This is a genomic window from Roseburia sp. 1XD42-69 (assembly GCF_003612565.1).
Taxonomy (GTDB): domain Bacteria; phylum Bacillota; class Clostridia; order Lachnospirales; family Lachnospiraceae; genus Roseburia_B.
Genome location: NZ_RAZG01000015.1, coordinates 1 through 22030, shown reverse-complemented (window position 1 = coordinate 22030; position 22030 = coordinate 1). Strand labels below are relative to the sequence as shown.

At 45.1% G+C, this 22030-nt stretch carries 23 protein-coding genes and 1 pseudogene; 20 read left to right on the top strand and 4 right to left on the bottom strand.

All coding sequences use genetic code 11. From position 1 onward, the window contains the following. Positions 1-26 precede the first annotated feature (26 nt). Together D7Y06_RS09570 and D7Y06_RS09565 are read left to right on the top strand one after the other, a co-directional pair. Entirely contained in the window at positions 27-953 is a 927-nt protein-coding gene (locus D7Y06_RS09570; RefSeq protein WP_120407587.1) for a hypothetical protein, read from the top strand. Between the two features lie 90 nt (positions 954-1043). Beyond that, the gene (locus tag D7Y06_RS09565) at positions 1044-1415 is read left to right on the top strand and encodes a TnpV protein (RefSeq protein WP_016213431.1); all 372 of its coding nucleotides are present in this window, start codon (positions 1044-1046) and stop codon (positions 1413-1415) included. A 52-nt stretch (positions 1416-1467) separates the two neighbouring features. On the opposite strand, the gene D7Y06_RS09560 is transcribed toward D7Y06_RS09565, so the two are convergent. Then, entirely contained in the window at positions 1468-2871 is a 1404-nt protein-coding gene (locus D7Y06_RS09560; RefSeq protein ID WP_120407586.1) for an aminotransferase-like domain-containing protein, read from the bottom strand. A 156-nt stretch (positions 2872-3027) separates the two neighbouring features. Between D7Y06_RS09560 and D7Y06_RS09555 the strand changes: the two genes are divergently transcribed. Beyond that, positions 3028-4353 carry an MATE family efflux transporter gene (locus D7Y06_RS09555; protein ID WP_120407585.1) on the top strand — a complete coding sequence of 442 codons (1326 nt, stop codon included), beginning with the start codon at positions 3028-3030 and terminating at the stop codon, positions 4351-4353. 586 nt (positions 4354-4939) lie between these two features. Next, complete coding sequence (locus tag D7Y06_RS09550; protein ID WP_120407584.1) at positions 4940-5365, top strand: RNA polymerase sigma factor; 426 nt, start codon at positions 4940-4942, stop codon at positions 5363-5365. A 632-nt stretch (positions 5366-5997) separates the two neighbouring features. Here the strand turns inward: D7Y06_RS09550 and D7Y06_RS09545 are convergent. Next, the gene (locus tag D7Y06_RS09545) at positions 5998-6840 is read right to left on the bottom strand and encodes a transposase (RefSeq protein WP_120407583.1); all 843 of its coding nucleotides are present in this window, start codon (positions 6838-6840) and stop codon (positions 5998-6000) included. Beyond that, positions 6837-7244: a hypothetical protein gene (locus D7Y06_RS09540; RefSeq protein ID WP_120407582.1), complete on the bottom strand. Its 408-nt coding sequence runs from the start codon at positions 7242-7244 to the stop codon at positions 6837-6839. Before D7Y06_RS09540 ends, D7Y06_RS09545 begins: the two co-directional genes overlap by 4 nt. A gap of 189 nt (positions 7245-7433) precedes the next feature. Between D7Y06_RS09540 and D7Y06_RS09535 the strand changes: the two genes are divergently transcribed. The 4 genes and pseudogenes from D7Y06_RS09535 to D7Y06_RS09525 form a co-directional block, all read left to right on the top strand. Then, positions 7434-7790 carry a plasmid mobilization protein gene (locus D7Y06_RS09535; RefSeq protein WP_120407581.1) on the top strand — a complete coding sequence of 119 codons (357 nt, stop codon included), beginning with the start codon at positions 7434-7436 and terminating at the stop codon, positions 7788-7790. A gap of 1 nt (position 7791) precedes the next feature. Continuing rightward, the gene (locus D7Y06_RS26965) at positions 7792-7995 is read left to right on the top strand and encodes a hypothetical protein (RefSeq protein ID WP_243119202.1); all 204 of its coding nucleotides are present in this window, start codon (positions 7792-7794) and stop codon (positions 7993-7995) included. Between the two features lie 2 nt (positions 7996-7997). Further along, entirely contained in the window at positions 7998-9155 is a 1158-nt protein-coding gene (locus D7Y06_RS09530; RefSeq protein ID WP_243119201.1) for a relaxase/mobilization nuclease domain-containing protein, read from the top strand. 314 nt (positions 9156-9469) lie between these two features. Then, a pseudogene (locus D7Y06_RS09525) lies at positions 9470-9622 on the top strand (recombinase); the annotation flags it as partial. A gap of 253 nt (positions 9623-9875) precedes the next feature. Here D7Y06_RS09525 and D7Y06_RS09520 read toward each other — a convergent pair. Continuing rightward, the gene (locus D7Y06_RS09520) at positions 9876-10715 is read right to left on the bottom strand and encodes a LysR family transcriptional regulator (RefSeq protein ID WP_120407579.1); all 840 of its coding nucleotides are present in this window, start codon (positions 10713-10715) and stop codon (positions 9876-9878) included. A gap of 157 nt (positions 10716-10872) precedes the next feature. Between D7Y06_RS09520 and D7Y06_RS09515 the strand changes: the two genes are divergently transcribed. The 12 genes from D7Y06_RS09515 to D7Y06_RS09460 all read left to right on the top strand — a co-directional run bounded on the left by D7Y06_RS09515 (position 10873) and on the right by D7Y06_RS09460 (position 21944). After that, positions 10873-11649: an EFR1 family ferrodoxin gene (locus D7Y06_RS09515; protein ID WP_120407578.1), complete on the top strand. Its 777-nt coding sequence runs from the start codon at positions 10873-10875 to the stop codon at positions 11647-11649. Continuing rightward, a complete protein-coding gene (locus tag D7Y06_RS09510; RefSeq protein WP_120407577.1) occupies positions 11627-12556 on the top strand; it encodes an aldo/keto reductase in 930 nt (309 codons plus the stop codon). Before D7Y06_RS09515 ends, D7Y06_RS09510 begins: the two co-directional genes overlap by 23 nt. Before the next feature lie 37 nt (positions 12557-12593). Then, positions 12594-13742 carry an alpha/beta hydrolase gene (locus D7Y06_RS09505; RefSeq protein WP_120407640.1) on the top strand — a complete coding sequence of 383 codons (1149 nt, stop codon included), beginning with the start codon at positions 12594-12596 and terminating at the stop codon, positions 13740-13742. Position 13743: 1 nt separating this feature from the next. Beyond that, positions 13744-14790 carry an alpha/beta hydrolase gene (locus tag D7Y06_RS09500; protein ID WP_243119199.1) on the top strand — a complete coding sequence of 349 codons (1047 nt, stop codon included), beginning with the start codon at positions 13744-13746 and terminating at the stop codon, positions 14788-14790. A 14-nt stretch (positions 14791-14804) separates the two neighbouring features. Continuing rightward, positions 14805-15425, top strand: coding sequence for a flavodoxin (locus tag D7Y06_RS09495; protein ID WP_147415621.1), 621 nt, complete (start codon positions 14805-14807; stop codon positions 15423-15425). Positions 15426-15446: 21 nt separating this feature from the next. Further along, positions 15447-16736, top strand: a complete 1290-nt coding sequence (locus tag D7Y06_RS09490; RefSeq protein ID WP_120407575.1) for a flavodoxin — start codon at positions 15447-15449, stop codon at positions 16734-16736. Positions 16737-16799: 63 nt separating this feature from the next. Then, positions 16800-18623, top strand: coding sequence for an alpha/beta hydrolase-fold protein (locus tag D7Y06_RS09485; protein ID WP_120407574.1), 1824 nt, complete (start codon positions 16800-16802; stop codon positions 18621-18623). A 28-nt stretch (positions 18624-18651) separates the two neighbouring features. Continuing rightward, entirely contained in the window at positions 18652-19101 is a 450-nt protein-coding gene (locus D7Y06_RS09480) for a flavodoxin family protein (RefSeq protein WP_120407573.1), read from the top strand. Positions 19102-19136: 35 nt separating this feature from the next. Continuing rightward, complete coding sequence (locus D7Y06_RS09475) at positions 19137-19892, top strand: carboxymuconolactone decarboxylase family protein (RefSeq protein WP_120407572.1); 756 nt, start codon at positions 19137-19139, stop codon at positions 19890-19892. Positions 19893-19913: 21 nt separating this feature from the next. Further along, the gene (locus D7Y06_RS09470; protein ID WP_120407571.1) at positions 19914-20756 is read left to right on the top strand and encodes an aldo/keto reductase; all 843 of its coding nucleotides are present in this window, start codon (positions 19914-19916) and stop codon (positions 20754-20756) included. A 27-nt stretch (positions 20757-20783) separates the two neighbouring features. Beyond that, complete coding sequence (locus D7Y06_RS09465) at positions 20784-21461, top strand: DUF4405 domain-containing protein (RefSeq protein ID WP_120407570.1); 678 nt, start codon at positions 20784-20786, stop codon at positions 21459-21461. Between the two features lie 21 nt (positions 21462-21482). After that, on the top strand, positions 21483-21944 hold the full coding sequence (locus D7Y06_RS09460) for a winged helix-turn-helix domain-containing protein (RefSeq protein WP_120407569.1): 462 nt from the start codon (positions 21483-21485) through the stop codon (positions 21942-21944). Positions 21945-22030 lie beyond the last annotated feature (86 nt).

Genomic DNA, 22030 nt, shown 5'->3' with positions numbered 1-22030 from the left:
TGAAAAATTATTTGAGAAATGTACAGATGGATAAGCGCCGGGAGCATATAGCAGTGCTTAGCAATGACGGAGAGAGAGACAGGCTGTATGTGTATCATAAAAATCAGGAAAAGACAGGGGGCTTCATAGAGTTAGATATTTCTCCGGGGGAAATCTGTAAAGAATTGTTCCTGTCTTTTGGGGCAGTCACGGTGATTTATGTTCTTGTTGTAATTTTAGTTTATTCTCTCATTGACAAAATCAGGAAGAAGAAAAAGATTCAGTACCAGATGCTTTTTACCCTTTCTTTCGTCAGTTTGTGCTGGGTGTTGATTACCTTTGTGGTATTTTGGAAATTTGAGACAGACAGAGTGGTGGAGCAGTTAAATTTTAACGCCGGAATCTGCAATGAGGTACAAAAAGAGCGGCTTTTAAGAGTTTTTAAGCCGGAGTTTTTTTATATGGATGCCTATCTGGGAAGTTTTTGGCAGGGGGAAGTGGAGAATGCTCTTTCCAATGAGGACGTGCTGGACGCCTGGGGCCAGCCATTTATCCACACGGAAGTCATTGTGCGGGAAGGGGGAGAGTACTATGCTGTATTTTCTGAGGAGCGGGCGTTTGGGACAAATCTTGCAAACGTATATCAGAAAAATGCATTTCATGATACATGTATACTTTGCGATGAATATGAGCGGGAGGGGAAGAGGACAGAATTTTTACTGTACTGGAATGGGAATGCCTACGCTTCCTCCATATCCCCTGTTCCGGGAAAAGAGGGGATGTATATCCTGACAAAATTTCCCGTTATGGACCTTGATGAGAAAGTGGCAGAGGCTATGAAATATCCCATTTTACTGGGAATGGCAGGATGGCTGTTTTTGTTTCTCTTTTTCTTTACTTACCTTCGTATCAAGTGGCGTCCTTCCAGGGTACTGGTGTCCCAGATGGATAAAATATCCCGGGGGATTACTTAACTTAAAGATAGTATATACATACAGCCTGCTGACACATTGCTTGCAGATGCCCCGCAGAAACCAAACCATACAGAAAAGGAGTTTTTGCATATGAAGTCAATATTTGAACAGTTAGGCGGCACATATCACGAAGAAAATGGGTATCTTATTCCAGATTTAATATTACCCAACGAAGAAGAACAGCCGATAGGCACATGGGGACAGCGGCATCAGGATTATCTGAAACAGTACCACAAGGTTACATACACCAATCTTCTCACAAGTGGCAGACTGAACTCCTATCTAGCCGTCATTGACAGGCAGGCGCAGGAACGCTTTGAAAGGCTTATAGAGAGCATGAAACAGGCACAGGACATAACGGAACGGCTAAAGGAAGAAAATGCCATAGAGTGGACAGGCAAAATAAATAATATAAGGGCTTGTGCGAGGGAAATTGTGAACGGAGAAATTATTTTTATATAATCAGAATTGGCGGCAGGGAATATAATTCTTTGCCGCCTTTCAAATGGAGTAACTATATTATGAAATTAGCTTGTGAAATATATTGCTGATTCTTATCCAGCAAATGTTTTAGGGTTTTCAGTCCTGTTTCCAATTGTTGTAAGGAATCAGGGGAACAGGTTGCAATTCTTATAGCTGTGGATTCAGCTTTGCCAACGGTAAAACGGTCAGAACAGAAGATATGAATGCCATTGTCTGTTGCCTGCATTTCCAACTGATAACCGTTATAATGGGCAGGCAGGGGCAGCCATTGGAAGAAGCTGTATTCATTCGGGCAGATGCTGTCTGGAAAGTATTTTTTATATATCCTGTTCCGTTCTTTTGCCTGTCTTTTTTTCTGCCCTATGATTCTGCCTGCATTGCCGCTTGCAATTAATTCGCTTATAATTTCTGCGTTAAGCAGCGGTATTTTCAAATTTACATTATTAGCCGTTTCAAGAAAGGTTTGTCTTAAGCAATCAGGGATAACCATATATGCGCATCTTAAGCCTGCTGAAAGTGATTTTGACAGGCTGTGCAGGTAAATGGTATTATCTGGTATCAATGTCTGAATCGGTTCTCCTGTATCATTTGCAATAAATCCATAAGCGTCATCTTCCATTAAAATCAGATGGTATTGCTGTATGAGGCTGGCAATTTTCCTTTTTCGTTCCATTGACATGACAGTTCCTGTCGGATTATTGCAGGACGGCATTAGGAAGATTCCTTTTATATCCATTATCCTGCACTGCTTTTCCACTAGGTCGGGTATCATTCCATCCTCATCTGCGGCTACTGATATCAACTGGACATTTAACTGTCTGGCTAAGCCGATAAAATTGGAATAAGTGTAAGAATCAGTTAGGATTTTATCTCCAGAGTGGAAAAGAGCCAAAAATACAATCGTCAGGGCATTTTGAGTTCCTGCCGTCAGCATGATGTTTTCAGGCTCTGTTTCTATATGGAAAGATTTCAGCCATTTTATGGCGGTCTGTTTGTGCTTGTAAGATTCCGATATGCTGTCAAATTCAAAAAGATACTGGGAAGTATTGCGTTGTATGGTTTTTTGCGCAATATCAGCGACAATCTTATTATACTGGTAAAAAGGTCTGATTATGCCCAGTTCTACGCACCCGTTGTTTGCCTTATGTAAAAAAGGGATGGCGGCATTTGGGGATACAAATGTGCCTTGCCCTATATTGGCATAGATTAGCCCCTTATTTTCACAAATCTTGAATGCACGGGTTATTGTGCTTAGGTTCAAATCAAGAAAGTCTGCTAATTCCCTTTGGGGCGGCAGTTTTGTATTTCCAGCCAGTTTGCCGCTTTGGATATCCTGTTCCAAAAGTTCCGCAATAGATATATAAATTGGTGATTTTAATTTTTCTTTATCGGGTATCCATGGCATTGGGTAATTTTTAAAAGAATTAACTGGCAAGCTTTTTCCCTCCCTGCTCAAAATTGTCTTACATACAATATTAGCATTGAAAACATACAAAGTCAAGAATATAATCTATATTGTATGTATTGTGTGCAAACAATACCATGCAACAAAAAGGAATAAATTTTATTTTAGTAGGAAAGAGGTTACGAAATGAAGGATTTAACGAGAGAACATGAGTTAAAGACAATATTTTTATTTTCACTGCCAATTTTGGTCGGCAATCTATTCCAGCAACTATATAATCTTGCGGATACGGTTATTGTAGGTAATTTTTTGGGGAAAGAATGTCTGGCGGCGGTAGGGTTCAGTTTTCAGATACACTATCTGCTGATTGCCCTTTCTATGGGCATTTCAATGGGGGCAAGCATATTGGTTTCACGTTATTTTGGAAGTAAGGACATGGAATCTGCGAAAAAAGTTATGGATACGGGATTTGCTTTCTGCTTTTGCCTCAGTTTGATAATTGCTGCTTTGGGCATATGTTTTTCCTATCAGATTCTGCTTGTCTTCCGAGTGCCGTCCGCTTTGCTTGAAGCGGCTGACATATATCTTAAAATTATGTTTATCGGCGTTATCCCCACGTTTGCATATAACGCGCTTACAAATATTCTTCGCGGGATGGGGGATTCAAAAACACCTACATATATTCTGATAGTGGCAGCGCTTCTGAATATTGTGCTTGATATATTGTTCATTAAGGCATTCGGAATGGGTGTGGCAGGGGCGGCATTTGCGACTGTGTTATCGCAGCTTTTGTCATTTATCGTTTGTATGGTATATATGAAAATACATTATCGCAGCTTGTTTATTAATGTATTGCATTTACAGTTTGACAAGGCAGAATTAAAAAAGAGCTTGAAGATAGGTACGCCCGCCATGATACAGCAAGTATTTGTGAGTGTGGGATTTATGTCATTGCAGTTTCTGATTAATGGGTTTGGCACGGATTGCATGGCGGCATATACTGCCGCATCTAAGGTAGATGCTTTTGCAGAAATGCCCGCCTTGAACTTAGGGCAGGCTATGACTAATTTTACTGCCCAGAATTTAGGGGCAAAAAGGAAAGACAGGGTATTGAAAGGCGGGAAATACGCATTGGTTATGGGGATTGCAGTATCAGCGTGTATTTCTGTTGTCATTGTATTGTTTCCGTCTGTATTTATAACAATATTCAATAGGGATACGTCTGTTTTAGATATTGGCAACGGCTATCTGAAGATTGTGCCTGCTTTTTATATTATCTTTGCAGCCATGCAGGTATTAAACGGATTGCTTTTGGGGTATGGAAAATCATTTGTGCCGATGATTGCTTCCATATGTTCCCTGTGCTGTCTTCAAGTGCCTGTCGCTATTATTTTGTCTGGCACAAAGCTTGGTTATAATGGAATTTGGATAGCCGCTCCAATCGGCTGGTTTGGAGGGCTATTAATCCGCGCAATTTATTTTTATCATGTCAGCAAAAAAGAAAAACAATAAAAATATACATAAAGAATTTTACCAAACTTGAATCAATGGATAAAAAATTAATGTGGCAATTTAAGCAACAGCTATCTGCAAAAAAACAAATTTGTGTTGAGGATAAAAAGAAGATGGATAGCTATTGCTTATTGCCTGCATTTCATTCATAGCATGGATGTTCACCATATAAAAAAACGGCGTGTGGTGGGCGGTATTGCTATGCCCTAAAAAACTTAACAGACACTCTCCAGACCTGTTTTTGAAGTTTGGAGGGTTTTTTATGTTCTTTTTTAGGGCGGTAATCTATCTGCTCATGCAACACAGAATTTATCCGTACATAGCATATCGGGGAATAGCAGGAAGCCAGTTAAAAAAATCCCTGCCCATGCAACGCTACTTCTTGCCATGCAACCAGAAGTATAATCTCCACTTAACAGAATATGTATCTCCTATAACCGTAGAGGTCACCGAGCCTTTGCGGTTTTTCTTTTGTCGTTTTTTATCGGAATGTGCCGCAGGGCTGTTTCTGCTGTTGGCTGCCGTTCGCCTCCTATCCAATCTGGTTTTTAGCATTTTCAAAAATTTCAGATTGGAGGAAAAAAGAATGGCATACAACAACGGACGGGAGAACAGGAAATGGCTTATCTGGAAAGAAGCCGAGGAAAAAATATTACGGGAGCATGGAGTTGATGAAACCACCATTGAACAAATCCGCACAGACGACAGGGCAGACTTCAATTCCAACAGGCGGTTTTACCATTGGACAAGCGACTTTGGCGAATACCTTGAGGGAATGGCAGACAGGGAGCGGAATGCCGAGGTAAAGACCGTTGTTGATTTACTGGATGAGATTGAGGACGAAACTCTGTATCGGGCATTGCTTACGGTGGACAGGCGTACCCTGCAAATCATCCTGCTGAAAATGCAGGGCTATTCCACAAAGGAAATTGCACCGCTTGTTGGATTGACAACAGGGGCTATTTATGCACGATTAGACCATCTGCGGAAAAAGTTGCGGAAGATTTTATAACCAACTAATAAAGACAGCTTTTTGACGGGCTATTGGGTGGGGGATAAAATTCCCCCGCCAAATTATAAAATTGATGTATAAAATTCCTGTCCACAGGGAATACTAAAAAGTTTGCCCAAAATCTTGACATGGGTACAGCCGCTATGATATTCTGAAATGCCCGTGAGGGAATTGGAAGATTGAAAATGAAATAGCACATAGATGGAAGAACGGAATGTCAGCCAATGGACAAGGCTGACCGCTGCCGAATTTATGCTGCCCTTTTCGGCTGGTGTATGGCAGCATGGTTTTGAATTTCAAAGCCGTTACATAGCATTGCGAATCCGAGCAGGAGAAAAAACTCCTGTCGTTCGTGGTGCGGTGTAGCGGCTTTTTCATTTATCCAAAAGTCAAGAGAAATCAAATCCAGAACGGAGGTGCAGGGACATAGGATTTTCTTTTCGGAGGGTAAGACAGGTATGGAAGAATGGCGGCTGCACAGGAAAAATGCTCTGCGGCGTTGTCCACAGAGATAGCGAGCATCGGATTGTGTCAGCCACAATCCCAATCCATGCCGCTTGCGGGCATGGACTAAATCAGGGGACAGCCCCTGAACAATGTCGTCAACTTAAGCCGACATTACCCCCTATGTATTACAGATTTACCCGTATGTAAAACCCATTCGTTGTTCCGTGATGTCCAGATATCCTTTTGAAGTGCCTGTCTGGACGAATGATTGACCTCATTCTTTGAATTCGGGTTATGAGTGCCGTTAGTTGCTTTTTGTAATTCGGAACGGTCAACAGACTTTTCACATATCGGGAAACGATGCCTATAATGTAGCTTCTATTTAGCTGGTATTTATGCTTTCCACTGGTTAGTTTTTCTTCCATTTCTGCCTCTGCAGATGACTTCATCAGCGCAGATAAGTTCGATATGAATAAAGCTGCATACAAATCCTGACGGATTACCTGCGGATTTTTCCCTGAAAAGTTTTCTAACCGCATTTTCGTTTTTAGCTCGCCATATTTCGTTTCGATTTCCCATCTTCTGTGATACAGATTTTGATGGTATGAAGCATCTTGACGATCTTCAAAAAGATTGCTGACAAGTATATGCGGTTCTTCGCCCGAAGTGTCTTTTATAATGCGAATCTGAGTCGTGCGTCCTTTGTAAATATCTGTTACGGTATGGTCGCCGTCAGGACATCCGTTGACGCACGAAAGAAAAGAATGGGAACAGCGAATCAAATAAGACAATCCTTTATCCTCAAGTTCATGTATCAGCGCCCTTGACGGATATCCCCGGTCAAATATGATTAGATTCTTGTAATTTCTGTCGTTTGCCAAAGTGCCTGATGAAAGGAGCCTATGTGCATGTTCTCTTTCGCCTATAGATATGCCCGTAAACTGGACGTCCACAATCAAGTCATTCGTAACGTCATACAATACAGTCAGTCTTGCCATGGGATAAGAGGAGTGGTTATTCTTCTTCAAACGAATTCAGTCTCATTTTTTTTATTATGGGCAACAGCAATGTCAGAACCGTCAATAGCAAATATGCGATACCCGTCCCATGTTTTTGGATGGCTGGTAAATTGAAAAATGTCAGTTGACATTTGAAAAATATCTTCAAACGCCTGTGATGAAATTTTGTATCTTGCCTTTGAAAAAGCCTGCTTGGAGACAGAAAAATCTTTTTCTTCAAAAAACAAATCTAATTCTGTCGGCAGCGACTTGCGTGGCAGCCCTAATATAAAGGAAATGATATCCTGAAATGATAATTTTCTGTTTCTCGTGAAAGCATTATCTTCCAAGGAATGTTTTGTTCTAAATTCATCGGAAGAAATAAGAGTTTTAACATTTTTAATTAACTTGCAAATACTATTTTTTTTAATCATTTTTCTGCCTCGCAATCAAAGTTTATAATCAATTGCGCGGCAACATTTTTTGGCGTACTTGTCAAGTGTTTTATTAAATTTTTTGAATTATTTCCTGTTGGTATAATGGGGTAATGTCGGCTTAAGTTGACGACATTGAGCCCCTGAATACCCCGAAGAAAGGAATTTAAGACTGGAGGATTAAGGAAAATGAGCAAAGAAAAATCAGAAAAGGGCGTGCGGAATGTCCCGATTACCGTCCGATTGAACGAGGGAGAACATGAAAAATTAAAGCAGTGCGCCGCCGCTTGCGGTCTGTCCGCTGCCGAATTTATGCGCCAGTTATGCAAGGGAAACGCCCCGCAGCCGAAGCCAAAAACCGAGTTTTGGGAACTGTTAAACAAGCTCTATGAAGTGCATGACGCTTTCAAAAAGTGTGTCCCATACTATCCAACCGCCACTGAAATCTGTAAGGAGATTGAGGATTTTATCTTAGAACTGCAACAGAAAACAACTCTCCCACAACGGTTCAGCATAGAAGAATTGACAGAACAGGGGGCGGTCTGATATGGCGGTAACGAGCCTATGGCATGTCAAAGGGAGCATAAAAGACGTGATTGACTATATAGAAAATCCAGAAAAGACCGTGCCGAATGAAGATATGCAGGACTTCTTTGACGTGTTCTCCTATGTGAAAAATCCGTCAAAAACAAATGAGGGCGAGTATGTTTCCGCTATCAACTGTTTGAAAGAAACCGCATTACAGAGATGATTTTGACAAAGAAGCAGTACCAAAAGACAGGCGGATATATCGCATGGCACGGCTACCAGAGCTTCAAGCCAGACGAGGTAACGCCCGAACAGTGCCACGAAATCGGATTAAAACTGGCAAGGGAAATGTGGGGCGATAAATACCAGATAATCGTTGCCACCCACCTTGACAAAGGACATCTCCATAATCATTTCTGTTTTAACTCCGTTTCTTATCTGGATGGGAGCAAATATAATTACTCAAAATCCGAACAGAAACGGCTAAGGGAGGTGTCCGACCGCTTATGCCGAGAGTACAGTTTATCGGTGATTGAAAACCCCAAGAAAGCCCCTGCAAGACCGCTGTATCTGGACGAAAAAAGCGGAAAGCCGACACGGTACAACGTCTATCGGGAGGATTTAAGGGAAGCAATCAACGGGAGCAGGGATTTACAGCACATGATGAAATACCTTACCGATAAAGGATATGAGATTGATTTTTCGGGCAGCCATTGGAAAATGAAGCTGCCGCAGTACAGGCATTTCACAAGGTTAGACACGCTTGACGAACGGCTGACTCCCGATTTCATACGGTCATGTTTAGGCGGGGCTTCCCGATATGGAAACTACAAAGCAAGGATTTCCTACTCCCCGCATATGCCAGAGCAGTATAAAAACGCATGGAAACCGCATCAGAAAACCACAGGGATTTTAGCGTTGTATTACCACTGGTGCTATCAGCTGGGGATATTCCCCAAAGGCACAGACTACAAGCCGGCAAGCCCGCTGATGAAAGAGGAACTTCGGAAACTGGACGAGATTACCGCACAGGTAAGGTATATGTCAAAGCATAACATCTCTACCCTTTCCGACTTACACGCCGACAGGGAGAAAAACCAGACCGAAATGAATAAACTGATTGACTACCGCCAGCACTTGCGGAACAAGGTACGCCGTGCCACACCAGCCGAAAAAGAAACACTCCGAGCCGAAAAGCAGGGCGTGACGGAGCAGATAACAGAGCTTAGGAAACGGCTGAAATATGCAGACGGGATTGAAAAACGCTCTGCCCATATCGACAACTGCTTAGACCAAATCCACGATACGATTGAAAACCAGCGGTTAAACCAACAGAAACAGCCAGTTAAAACAGACCGCAGGAGGGAGGAATCATTACGGTAAAACAGCTATTTGACAGAATAATTAAGTCAGGAATCCAGCCAAAAGAGAAAGGAATCCCAACAGGGTATTTCATAGAAAAGGATGGGCAGACTTCTTTTGTCTGCGGCAAAAACATTGTCCATCTTACAGAGCATTTCAGCGGGAAAAAACAGACCGTGGAAACGCTTGCGGAGAATGTCATGCGGTACGAGATGAAAAAACCATAAGAAGAATATTGTTGCAATGATGGAAAAACGGCCTGCCCCATGCTATAATAGATTCATGCAAGCAGTGTATTGTGGCGGGCTGTTTCCAAAGACAGGAGGTTAAAACAAGTGAAACAGCAGCAATACAATACAGCGTTATATATGCGTTTAAGCCGTGATGACGAGCTGGAAGGGGAAAGCGCAAGCATTTCCACGCAGAAACAAATACTCAGGGATTACGCAAATGAACAGGGATTTTTAGTCGTTAACGAGTATGTGGAAATGAAAATCGCTTAATTGATACAAAAGGAATAAACAGAATAACGGCAAAAAGGCAGAAATAAAGGCTTTCAGTACATTAAAACGTGACTGAAAGCCTTTTTCTTTTTATAGTGATTCATAGCATCGGGAAAAAGATATTTGAAAGTGAACCCTCTCCACGGATACATGAACCCTCTCGTTTTGGTAAACATGAACCCCCTTAAGGAAAAATCAAAAAGTATCACCCTTGTCCGCTGATGGCATATATTCTGTGTCACAACAGACCGCTGAATTTTTGAGAATGTTCCTTTCTGCAGACCAGATAGTAACTGACATTAAATTCAGGGTCCGTGATAGGCACTGCCACACGGGACGGGGCAGGTATGGAGTCAATGAGTTCATTGTGGTAGTAGTCCGTGGTGAAAACCGGCATAGTGGAATTCTCAATCAATTCCAGGAAGGTGTAGCGTTCTGTCTGGACGAGGAACCTGGAATCGGGCATTTTCTCTACCACCAGATCATGCCAGAAACCAATATCCTGAAATAAAAGCATATTTTCTCCATTCATTTCAGATACGCTTAAGGATTTTCTGCGTGCAAAGCGGTGCCGCTTGGGAAGAAGGAAGGACAGATGCTCTTCGCCCCATTTCCGGCAGGATAGCCCATCGTCTTCCGGGCAGAAAGGAAGCAGCACGAGATGGTAAAGTCCGTTTCTTACTCCGTCAAGGAGACAGGATGTGCTTTTGGTTTCTGATGAAATAGATGCCATGGGAAAGGCGCCGGTAATGCGGCGTATGAGTTCCGGTATCAGGACAGGCGTGCAGGAGCCAAGCGTGATGGTTCTGTTCTTCCGGTCAAAATCACGGGCATGACGGATCATGTTTTCGGTCTGTTTTAATAGCATTTTGGCATCTTCTGCTGCGAGGGTTCCGGTTTCATTAAGTGAAATACTGTTTTTGGTGCGGTGAAACAGCGGAACATCGAATTCTGTTTCCAATCTCTGCATATTTCTTGTCAGTGTAGGCTGGGAAATATGCATTTTTTCTGCGGTTTCTCGCAAGGTTCCAGTCTGGTAAAAGGTAACGAATTGTTCCAGGATATGATAATCAACCATGTGGGAAAGCACTCCTTTCTGAAGAAATTATAGCAGATGCAGAAAGGAAAGTAAATGACCCAGATTTCATTTTATGAAATCTGGATTGCGGAATTAGCATTGTACAAATAAAAAAATCTGCAATAAAATGGCTTCAGGACGAAAGGAGGGGACGGAAATGATTTTTTACTTTACAGGAACCGGGAACAGCCTGTATGTGGCAAAAGAACTGGATCAAAACAGGATAAGCATTCCGCAGGTCATAAAACGGGAAAGGCTGGTATTTTCTGCGGACAGCATTGGCATTGTATGTCCGGTTTATGGGCATGAAATGCCGAGCATGGTAAAGGAGTTTATCCGCAGGGCTTCCTTTGAAACGGAGTATCTTTTCGTTGTGCTGACCTATGGCGCACATCATGGAGGAGCGGCGGAGATTGCCGATCTGTTTTTCCAGGATGCAGGGAAACAGGCAGATTATATCACGACCATTGAGATGGTGGATAATTTTCTTCCGGTATTTGATATGAAAGAGCAGATGGCAATAGATAAACAGGTGGAAAAGCGTCTGGATGAGATCAGGGCTGATCTGCAGGCAAAAAGGTATGGGATACAGAAAACAAGCCTTGCGGAAAAGACCGCACATAAAATGTATCTGAAGATGGTCAAAAATGCGCCGGAAACGGTCTGGGCGGCTTTCCGGGTGACGGACGAATGTGTGGGCTGCGGAATCTGCACCAGGGTATGTCCTGCCGGGTGCATCCGTCTGGAAAACCAATATGCAGTCCATGAGCCGGAAGGATGCCAGGCCTGCTACGCCTGCGTCCATGCCTGCCCGAAAATGGCAGTGCAGTTTGCCCTGCCCCGGCCGGAGAAAAATCCCGCAGCGAGATACCGTAATGAGCATGTGACACTTTGTGAGCTGGTAGGGTCCAATGACCAGACGGAAAACGATTAAAAACGAGGAGGATATTGATATGGAATATGTAACATTGAACAATGGAGTAAAAATGCCGGTTCTTGGCTATGGCGTCTATCAGGTGACAAAGGAAGAATGCGAGCGGTGTGTGCTGGATGCCCTGCAGGTGGGATACCGCAGCCTGGATACGGCGCAGAGCTATTTCAATGAGGAGCAGGTGGGCAGCGCAATCCAAAAATCTGGTATCCCACGGGAAGAGATATTTCTGACCACCAAGGTGTGGGTGGAGCATTATGGATATGAGGCGGCCAAATCTTCCGTGCTGGAATCCATGAGGAAGCTGCAGACGGATTATCTGGATCTGGTTCTTCTTCATCAGCCTTTTTCCGATGCTTACGGTGCGTACCGTGCGCTGGAGGAGTTTTATGACGGGGGGAAAATCCGGGCTATCGGTATTTCCAACTTCTATGTAGACCGCATGGTGGACTTTGCCGCCTTTAACCGGATTAAGCCGGCAATCAACCAGGTGGAGATCCATATCTTCAACCAGCAGAAGCAGATGAAGGAATATGCAGATAAATACGGCATTCGGTTAGAGGCGTGGGCACCTTTTGGCGAAGGACGGAAAGGCACTTTTGATAACGAAACAGTGGCAGCGATTGGCAGTAAATATGGAAAGACCGCCGCACAGGTCATGCTCCGTTGGCATATCCAGCGGGGGATTGTAGTTATCCCCAAGTCCACCCACAGGAAACGTATGGAAGAGAATTTTCATGTGTTTGATTTTCACCTGTCGGAAGAAGACATGGACGCACTGGCGGCATTGGATACTGCCTCCAGCTCCTTCTTCTCCCATCAGGACCCTGCTATGGTTGAATGGTTTGTCAGGATGGTGGAGGAACGGAAGACAAAGCATGACAGCAGTAAGGAAAAGAAGAACTGGTGATACCAGGAAAAGAGATGAAACGGGAGGAAAACGTCAAATGAAAAAACGTATTATTGCCACTTTGCTGGCAGGGATTATGGCAGTTTCCATGCTGACGGGATGCGGCAGCCAGTCGGCGGACACAGTGCAGGATACCTTAGCGGATGCAGGGCAGGAAGAAAACCATACATCTACGGAAGGGGAAGCTGCTTCAGAGACGCTGATGATTGCCAGGCAGGGTATGTTCTCTTCCGGAGGCACGATTACGGAACCGGTAGAAGGGGAATATGATCCAACCACAAACTGGATGGATGCAACCCGCGCAGGGAATACAGCCCATGTGGATCACGCTAATGTATTTTATCAGATTCCTGCAAATGATAACGGAACCCCAATGGTTTATCTGCATGGCTATGGACAGTCCCGTATGGGTTGGATGACAACCCCGGACGGTCGTGAGGGATGGTCTGATTTGTTTCTAAAAAAAGGATATGCGTCATTTCTGGTAGACCAGCCAAGAAGGGGCGAGGCAGGCGCCACGGCCACAATGACCACGGATGGATTCCTTGACACATGGGCGGAAGATTCCAAGGATTATAAACCGGGCGATCAGGCATGGTATACCCATTTTCGGATTGGGCGTATTGCCCCGGAACGGTATGAAGGGTCTCAATTTCCAGAGGGAGATGAGGCACAGGATCAGTTTTTCCGTCAGATGACGCCCAATACCGGCGATTTTGATCAGGCGTTGGATGCGTCTGCCCTTGGCTCTGTGCTGGAAGATGTATATGAGATGACAGGCAGTAAATCTATTTTTGTGACACATTCCCAGGGCGGCGCTGTTGGCTGGGATGTTCCGGCAGAAAATATCGCTGCGATTATTGCCATTGAACCGGGCGGTACACCACAGGCAGGTTCGGAACAGTACCAAAAATTATTGGAAGCGGATATCCCCATCATCATTTATTTTGGGGACTATATTGACAATGGGCCGGAAGATGTTATGTCCACCGGTTTCTGGCAGTCCGTCCGTGACGGGGCGATTCAGTTTGCGGAAAGCTACAATGGCGATGGAGGTGACTGTACAGTAGTCAATCTGCCGGATGAAGGGATTACCGGGAACAGTCATTTTATGTTTCAGGAATTAAACAATGATGTCATTGCCGACAATATTGAGGCATGGCTGAAAGAGAAGGGGTTGGGCTGAGATGAGGTTCATGGTGAAACGGATGACTGGAATGGCGATGCTGATGTTTTTGGCGGCAGGATTTCTTTGTGGCTGCGGCAGATTGACCAGACAGGGGGAAGAGGCAGTTTTGGAGGAAGATGACCTCCATATTGAAAATTCAGTTTCGGTAAAAGCCGTTCAGGAGATTTCCCGAAATGGGGAAGCGTATACGGCGGACACTCTGATATCGGATGTGGCAAATGATCCGGTGTTTGGGGATTACGGGCGGCTTATTTTTCCTGCAGATGCCGGTTATTACAGTGGGGATACGCTTGGAAGCCTGCGCCTGACATGGTATAGCAATATCAATCCGGATAAGACGGTGGAAATCGTAAATTACATGAAGGAACACGCAGAGGCGGAGGAACCCATTTTCTTTGATATTTATTCTGCACAGGAAAAGGCGGCTGACCCTGCAAAAGAAGATACCGGGTTATTCTTCTTTCAGGGAAATCCGGGTGAAAAGTTTGCGGTATGCAATGCGGGCGGCGGCTTTGCTTATGTAGGGGCCATGCACGACAGCTTTCCCCATGCACTGGAATTATCCAAACAAGGTTATCATGCATTTGCGTTGATTTACCGTCCCGGCGCACAGACAGCCTGTGAGGATCTGGCAAGAGCCATCAGTTTTATTTTTGAACACGCAGAAGAACTGGAAGTAGATACAGACTGCTATTCCCTGTGGGGAGGAAGCGCCGGCGCAAGAATGGCGGCATATCTCGGAAGCTATGGTCCTGCGGCTTTCGGCGGAGAGGATCTGCCCGGCCCCGGCACAGTAATCATGCAGTATACCGGCCATTCTGAATATACAGAGAATGATCCGCCCACTTATGTATGTGTGGGGGAAAACGATGGGATTGCAAGCTGGAGGACGATGGAAAACCGTCTGGAGCGGATGGCTGCCCTGGGAATTGATACGGAATTCCACAAATATCCCGAACTTTCCCACGGGTTTGGCCTTGGGACAGGAACTGTGGCAGAAGGCTGGATAGAGGATGCTGTTGCATTTTGGAAAAAGCAGATGTAGAGGAGAAATGCCATATGAAAAGAAAAGTGATTGTGATTGCAGGAGTCTTATTAGCAGCGATTATCGCCATTACCGTTTTTATGAGGATGATGGGCGGCTCCGGCGTGGGAATTGATAATGACCCTGAAGCGGAAGTAAAAGGGGACAGCAATGTGCTGGTGGCTTATTTTTCATGGTCTGGAAACGGGCAGCAGATGGCAGGCTGGATTTCTGAGGAAACAGGCGGTGAACTGTTCCGAATTGTCCCGTCTGAGAGCTATGGCGAGGATTTTGATTCCTGTGCTGATCGTGCGAAAAATGAACTGGATAATGAGATACGCCCGGAACTGTCTGAACACATAGATGCGGAGACGATGGCACGGTATGATGTGATTTATCTCGGTTTCCCTGTTTGGTGGTACGACCTGCCTATGCCGGTTTGGACATTTCTTGAAGAGTACGATTTGTCCGGGAAAACAGTCATTCCTTTTTTCTCCCACAATGGAAGCTCAAATGGCGCAAACAGTGTAAAGCGGGTGGCAGAACTTGCGGACGGTGCAACGGTTCTGACAGAAAATGCGCTGTCGCTGCGTGGAAGTAATGTTTCAGGTTCCGAACAGGAAGTAAAGGAATGGGTAAAAGATATTGGCAAATAAAAGGTAAAGGAGAAAGCGATTATGAAAAAAGTAACGGCTGTTTTAATGAGCATATTCCTGTCATTTGGCCTTGCCGCCTGCGGCAGCACTCAGGATGACAGGAAACCGGAAGCGATAGACCGGATGGTGGAAAGTGTGGAAACGGAACCGTCCGCACAGCCGGAAACGGAAATCCCGGAGGAAAATATAGACGTAAATACAGAAGAAAATTCCGGTTCCGCAGAGGGGAAGGCATTGGTTGTCTACTTCTCCATGCCGGAAACCAGTGATCCCGATAACATGACCCAGGAGGAAGATAACAGTGTTGTGGTCATTGACGGCGAGGTGTTGGGCAATACCCAATATGTGGCCTATGTCATTCAGGAGAATACCGGGGCAGACATCTTCCGCATTGAGCCGGAAACGCCGTATCCGACGGATCATGATACGCTGGTTGATTTGGCGGCGCAGGAGCAGGAGGATAACGCCCGGCCAGCCATCAAGGGCAACATTGAGGATCTGGGACAGTATGACACAGTTTTTGTAGGTTTCCCCAACTGGTGGGGCGATATGCCGATGATCCTCTATTCGTTCTTTGATGCCTATGATTTTTCCGGCAAGACGGTCATACCGTTCAATACCCATGGAGGCAGCGGTTTTTCCAGTACCATCAGTACGATTGCAGAACTGGAGCCGGACGCAGATGTAAGGGAAGACGGCTTTACCGTATCCAGAAATAACGTGCAGGATGCAGAGCCGGATATTCTTGCGTGGCTGTCGGATTTGGGATACATAAATCAAGACGCTGACGCTTCTGCTTTGGCAGAAAAAGAATCAGAAAATACGGACGGGAAATCACTGGTGGTTTATTACTCTGCATCAGGAAACACGGAAGAAGTGGCGGCTTATATTGCAGGAGCGATGGATGCAGACCTGTTTGAGTTAGAGCCGGAAGAACCCTACAGCAGCGCCGATTTGGATTGGACGGACAGGGACAGCAGGGTTTCCCATGAGCATGATAATCTGGAGGAGCGGACGGTTCCTCTGGTAGCGGACACAGTAGAAAATTGGGATTCCTACGATACGGTATTTATCGGTTATCCGATCTGGTGGGGGATTGCCGCATGGCCGGTAGACGGTTTTATTGCTGCCAATGACTTTACCGGGAAAACGGTGGTTCCTTTCTGTACCTCTTCTTCCTCTGGTCTGGGAGAAAGCGGCGAATTATTGGAAGAAGCGGCAGGAACCGGTGAGTGGCTGGAAGGCATCCGTTTCCGTTCCGGGGCTTCCGAAGATACGGTTGTAGAATGGGTAAATGGCCTTGGCTTATAAACCGCCTGAAAATCACCTGATTGATAAGGCTTTCGATAATTGAAGCGGGAGGGCAGGCAGCAGATGAAAAAAAGATTATTATTGCTGTTGACACTGATACTCTGCGTTTCTGTAACTGCCTGTACTTCCAGAGGTGGGCAGACAGAAACGCAGTCTTTAGCGCAGAGTGATGCAGAGAGCAGGCCGGAAAAAACAGTACAGGAGGATGCAGGAAGCAGACCGGAAAAAACAGCGCAGGAAACGGAGGGAACGGAAATATATCGGGATTTTCGGGTTGACAATGTATTTCATTCTGATTCGGAAGGGGATATTCATTACAATATCTATATTCCCGAAACTTATGACGGCACGAAACCCTATGCGTTGTATTTCACGCTTCCCGGATATGGGGGACTGTATTTTCAGGGAGTTGCAGCCAATATCAAAACAGAAGAATTTGGCTTTGAAGCGATGAAATACAATGAGGAAATGATTATCGTTGCCCCACAGTTAAATGACTGGGGTGAAACCTCCGCAGATCAGACGATTGCATTGGCGGAATATTTTCTGGAACAGTATAACATTGACCGGGACAGGGTGTATGGAAGCGGCTATTCCGGAGGAGGCGAAACCATGTCCCTTGTGCTTGGGAAAAGACCGGACTTGTTTACTGCTTATCTTCATGTCAGTTCAAAGTGGGATGGAGCGTATGAGCCGGTGATAGAGCAGGAGCTTCCCGTCTATCTTGCCATTGGCAGGAATGACGAATATTATGGTTCTGAGCAAACCCAGGAAGCCTACAATGCACTGTATGCTTTGTATGAGCAGAAAGGATTTGACAAAGAAAAAATTGACGGCCTACTTGTGCTGGATATAAAAGAGCATGAATATTTTACGCAGCGGGGCATCTCAAATGAACATGGCGGGGGCGGCTTGTTTGCCAGAGACACGGAAATCATGGGCTGGCTGTTTCAGGCAACGAAGGAACCGAGTCACGGGGGCAGTATCAATGCGTCTTTAAGCGGAACCGTACCGGCGGAACTGGAATATATCCCAGATAAATATAAAAGCCCTTCGGAACATCCGGGAACACTGGAAAAGCTGACTTACCAGACATGGGAATCTTTTTCCTACGAGGAAAAGACGCAGGAACTGACAAAAGAGGCGTGGGTGTATTTGCCTTATGGTTATTCAGAAAATCAAGAATATAATGTTTTCTATTTAAGTCACGGAGGCTGGAGCAACGAAACGACCACGATGGGAACAGACCAAAATCCCCGTTCCTTTAAGCATGTGATCGACCATGCCATAGAGGACGGGAAGATACAGCCCCTTATCATCGTCCTGCCCACCTATAATAACACCAGCGGCAGGGACAGCGGGGATTACAGCCTTGCGCTCCGGCTGACAGACCGGTTTCATAATGAGCTGGTAAATGACCTGATTCCGGCGGTGGAAAGCAGATACAGCACATATGCGGAAGATACCACGCAGGAAGGATTAAAAGCGTCACGCAACCATAGAGGATTTGGCGGTTTTTCCATGGGTTCTGTCAATACATGGTGTACTTTCCGGTATGCGCTTGATTATTTCCGGTATTTTATGCCTATGAGCGGAAGCTACTCTACAGACGGCGAATACATGGCAGAGCTGGTAAAAGAATCTGGACATGATTCGGATGACTTCTTTATCTTCGCCGCCTCCGGTACGGATGACTTTGCGTACAGCGCTTTTAAGACACAGATTATGGCAATGGGGAGTGTTTCGGACGGCACGTTCCGGTTTGCCGATAATGAGGCTGATGGGAATCTGTCTTTTTTGGAACGGGAAGGGTATGTCCATGATGCTATAGCCAGTGATGAATATACCTACAATGGGCTTCGCTTTTTCTGGAACAGGGAACAATGATTTTATAAAATAGCAGGAGGATATAAAAATGAGCATTTTGTTTATCAATGGCAGCCCGAATAAGAACGGCAACACAGCGGGACTTGCAAAAGATTTATTGAAGGGAAGGGACTATGACACGCTGAATTTGACGGATTACCGGATTGGCAGTTATGGGCAGGATTTCCCGGATGACCAGCTTGGAGAGGTGATTGGGAAAATAAAAGAGGCGGAAGTGATTGTGATTGGTTCCCCGCTCTACTGGCACAATATCTGCGGTTCTGTGCGGAATATGCTGGATCGCTTTTATGGTCTGGTAGAGGAAGGCTCTTTATCGGGAAGGAGGCTGTATTTTCTCTTTCAGGGCGCAGCGCCGGAAAAGTGGATGATGGAGGCCGGGGAATATACCATGAAGCGTTTTGCAGGGCTTTATGGGATGGAGTATGCAGGAATGGCAACGAACCGCTCCGAGGCGGTCAGATTGTCGGAGAAATTATAAAAATATTTTCATCAATTTTACAGGAGGAACACAGTATGGCGGTAAAACAGACAGCAGGAAGGACTGCGCTTGGGGAATTTGCCCCTAAGTTTGCGGAGTTGAATGATGATGTGCTTTTCGGGCAGGTGTGGAGCAGGGAGGATAAAATGTCCCTCCGTGACCGTTCCTTGATTACGGTTGTGGCGCTTCTTTCACAGGGGCTTACCGATACCTCTTTTATGCACCATCTTGAGGCGGCAAAAGCAAACGGCATTACAAAGAAAGAAATTGCGGAAATGATTACCCACGCAGCCTTTTACGCAGGGTGGCCAAAGGCATGGGCGGCGTTCCGCCTGGCGAAGGAAATCTGGAAGGATGAAACAGGTGAGGCGGATGAAAAGACTGCACATGAAAAGTCTATGATATTTTCAATCGGGCAGCCAAATGATGCGTTTGCCAAGTATTTTACAGGGCAAAGCTATCTGGAGCCGGTTTCTGAAGAACAGGTAGGTATCTTCAATGTGACTCTTGAGCCGGGCTGTCGGAATAACTGGCATATCCATCATGCCGATAACGGAGGAGGCCAGATTCTGGTCTGCGTGGCAGGCAGGGGCTTTTATCAGGAATGGGGAAAAGAGCCTGTGTGTATGACTGCGGGGGATACGGTCAACATCCCGGTAGGCGTGAAGCATTGGCATGGCGCAGCGCCGGACAGTTGGTTTTCACATCTGGCGGTGGAAGTGCCAGGGGAAAATGGGCATACAGAGTGGTGTGAACCAGTCAGCAGTGAAGACTACGAAAAAATCAAATAACAAATTGCAGGAGGGAAAATCATGGAATATGTAACTTTAAATAATGGAATCAAAATGCCGGTGTTGGGATACGGCGTGTATCAGGTAAGCAATGAGGAATGTGAGCGCTGTGTGCTGGATGCAATCAGTGTCGGCTACCGCTCCATTGATACGGCACAGGCATACGGAAATGAAGAAGCGGTTGGAAATGCAATTAAAAAATGCGGCGTTCCCCGTGAAGAATTATTTATCACCACAAAGGTGTGGATCAGCAACGGCGGCTATGAAAAAGCGAAGACCTCTTTGAGGGAATCCCTGTGCAAATTGCAGTCGGAGTATATTGATCTTGTACTGATCCATCAGCCTTTCAATGACTATTATGGGACTTACCGGGCAATGGAAGAAGCCTATAAGGAAGGCTGGATTCGTGCAATCGGCGTATCCAACTTCTACCCTGACCGCCTGGTTGACCTGTGCAATTTTGTGGAAGTGAAACCGGCGGTCAATCAGGTGGAAACCCATGTATTTCAGCAGCAGGCGCAGGCCCACGAATATATGGTGAAATATGGCGTGCAGCATGAATCGTGGGGGCCTTTTGCAGAGGGGCGCAACGATTTCTTTACCAATCCTGTCCTGACAAAGATTGGGGAGAAATACAATAAGAGCGCAGCACAGACGGCTCTCCGCTTCCTGATTCAGAGCGGTGTTGTGGTGATTCCGAAGTCTACCCATAAAGAGCGCATGATCCAGAATATAGATGTGTTTGATTTTGTGCTGTCTGGTGAGGATATGGAAGCAATTCAGGCACTGGACGAAAAAGAAAGCCTGTTCTTCTCCCACTATGACCCGGCAATGGTGGAAATGCTGACAGGGCTTCACCAATAGAAACAGGAGTAACAGGAGGCAGGCAGCATGAATCGGAAGACAATTTTGAAAATAGTGGTTGATATTGGAATGACGGTCATGCTGCTGTTCCTGATGACTTATGAACGGATTGGGGCAGCGGTACATGAGTGGCTTGGAATGGCGATGTTTGTTCTTTTCATTTTCCACCATTTTTTGAACCGAAAATGGATCGGATATGTTTTGAAAGGAAGATATACGTTGTTTCGCATTTGGCAGACCATTCTTGTTGTTGGAATCCTGCTTACAATGGTCGGTTCTATGTATAGCGGGGTAATTCTTTCAGAGTACGCATTGTCATTTCTGCCAATCAAAGGCGGGCGGGCTTTCGTCAGAGAGGTTCATATGATTTCCGCCTATTGGGGATTTGTACTGATGTCGCTTCATCTGGGGCTGCACTGGGGCATGATGATAGGGATTGCAAAGCGGTTTGTAAAAGAACTTCCTGCTATCGGGAGATGGCTGCTTCGTGGGATTGCCGTTCTTATCGCCGGATATGGAGCGTATGCGTTCATACAGAGGGAAATTGGGAGGTATATGCTCTTGATAAATCATTTTGCCTTCTTTGATTTTGAGGAACCGTTGATATTCTTTCTGGAGGATTATATAGCAGTCATGGTTTTGTTTGTATGGGTGAGCCATTACTTTTCTAAGTGGCTTAGGCGTATAAAAAAGAAAGAGGAATAAGAATCCGTATGGCGGTTTTTAATGATTGAAGGTGATAATATCGGACGCATAGTTGTATTTGAGCTTAACGAACAAACTTCTGATTTCTTTGATGACCTAATAAAAATGGCAAAGCAACATTCCGAATCGGAATTGGCTTCTTTAGAACATGAATCAGTGATGTTATTTACGGATTTGGAAATAGACTTGATGCATCATAAAGTGTACTGTGGAAATCAGGAAGTGGGTTTGACGATAAAGGAATATACACTCTTATGCCTGCTTGCGGTAAATGAGGGGTGTGTTCTTACTTACGACCAGATATATCAAAGGGTTTGGGGAGAAGAGGCATTTGGAAGTACAAACAATGCAATTAAATGCCACATTCGAAATCTCCGTGAAAAACTGCGAGAAGCAAATCCAGATGCTCGATTTTCAATTCGGTGTGTGCGTGAGGTTGGATATTGTTTTGATGTGAATGCAGATGGAAAAGTTATTACATAGCAGTGGCTTGGGAAAGGTAGTGTAAATAAGTTTGTGTTTTTGGAAATAAATGGCTCCTTTTTGGTAAGAATTAGGATATGCAAATT

Excerpts from the sequence above, each read along its gene's own strand:
- D7Y06_RS09570 (WP_120407587.1), top strand. The coding sequence starts at position 27 with ATGGATAAGCGCCGGGAGCATATAGCAGTGCTTAGCAATGACGGAGAG.
- D7Y06_RS09565 (WP_016213431.1), top strand. The coding sequence starts at position 1,044 with ATGAAGTCAATATTTGAACAGTTAGGCGGCACATATCACGAAGAAAAT.
- D7Y06_RS09555 (WP_120407585.1), top strand. The coding sequence starts at position 3,028 with ATGAAGGATTTAACGAGAGAACATGAGTTAAAGACAATATTTTTATTT.
- D7Y06_RS09550 (WP_120407584.1), top strand. The coding sequence starts at position 4,940 with ATGGCATACAACAACGGACGGGAGAACAGGAAATGGCTTATCTGGAAA.
- D7Y06_RS09540 (WP_120407582.1), bottom strand. The coding sequence starts at position 7,244 with ATGATTAAAAAAAATAGTATTTGCAAGTTAATTAAAAATGTTAAAACT.
- D7Y06_RS09535 (WP_120407581.1), top strand. The coding sequence starts at position 7,434 with ATGAGCAAAGAAAAATCAGAAAAGGGCGTGCGGAATGTCCCGATTACC.
- D7Y06_RS26965 (WP_243119202.1), top strand. The coding sequence starts at position 7,792 with ATGGCGGTAACGAGCCTATGGCATGTCAAAGGGAGCATAAAAGACGTG.
- D7Y06_RS09520 (WP_120407579.1), bottom strand. The coding sequence starts at position 10,715 with ATGGTTGATTATCATATCCTGGAACAATTCGTTACCTTTTACCAGACT.
- D7Y06_RS09515 (WP_120407578.1), top strand. The coding sequence starts at position 10,873 with ATGATTTTTTACTTTACAGGAACCGGGAACAGCCTGTATGTGGCAAAA.
- D7Y06_RS09510 (WP_120407577.1), top strand. The coding sequence starts at position 11,627 with ATGACCAGACGGAAAACGATTAAAAACGAGGAGGATATTGATATGGAA.
- D7Y06_RS09505 (WP_120407640.1), top strand. The coding sequence starts at position 12,594 with ATGAAAAAACGTATTATTGCCACTTTGCTGGCAGGGATTATGGCAGTT.
- D7Y06_RS09500 (WP_243119199.1), top strand. The coding sequence starts at position 13,744 with ATGAGGTTCATGGTGAAACGGATGACTGGAATGGCGATGCTGATGTTT.
- D7Y06_RS09495 (WP_147415621.1), top strand. The coding sequence starts at position 14,805 with ATGAAAAGAAAAGTGATTGTGATTGCAGGAGTCTTATTAGCAGCGATT.
- D7Y06_RS09490 (WP_120407575.1), top strand. The coding sequence starts at position 15,447 with ATGAAAAAAGTAACGGCTGTTTTAATGAGCATATTCCTGTCATTTGGC.
- D7Y06_RS09485 (WP_120407574.1), top strand. The coding sequence starts at position 16,800 with ATGAAAAAAAGATTATTATTGCTGTTGACACTGATACTCTGCGTTTCT.
- D7Y06_RS09480 (WP_120407573.1), top strand. The coding sequence starts at position 18,652 with ATGAGCATTTTGTTTATCAATGGCAGCCCGAATAAGAACGGCAACACA.
- D7Y06_RS09475 (WP_120407572.1), top strand. The coding sequence starts at position 19,137 with ATGGCGGTAAAACAGACAGCAGGAAGGACTGCGCTTGGGGAATTTGCC.
- D7Y06_RS09470 (WP_120407571.1), top strand. The coding sequence starts at position 19,914 with ATGGAATATGTAACTTTAAATAATGGAATCAAAATGCCGGTGTTGGGA.
- D7Y06_RS09465 (WP_120407570.1), top strand. The coding sequence starts at position 20,784 with ATGAATCGGAAGACAATTTTGAAAATAGTGGTTGATATTGGAATGACG.
- D7Y06_RS09460 (WP_120407569.1), top strand. The coding sequence starts at position 21,483 with ATGATTGAAGGTGATAATATCGGACGCATAGTTGTATTTGAGCTTAAC.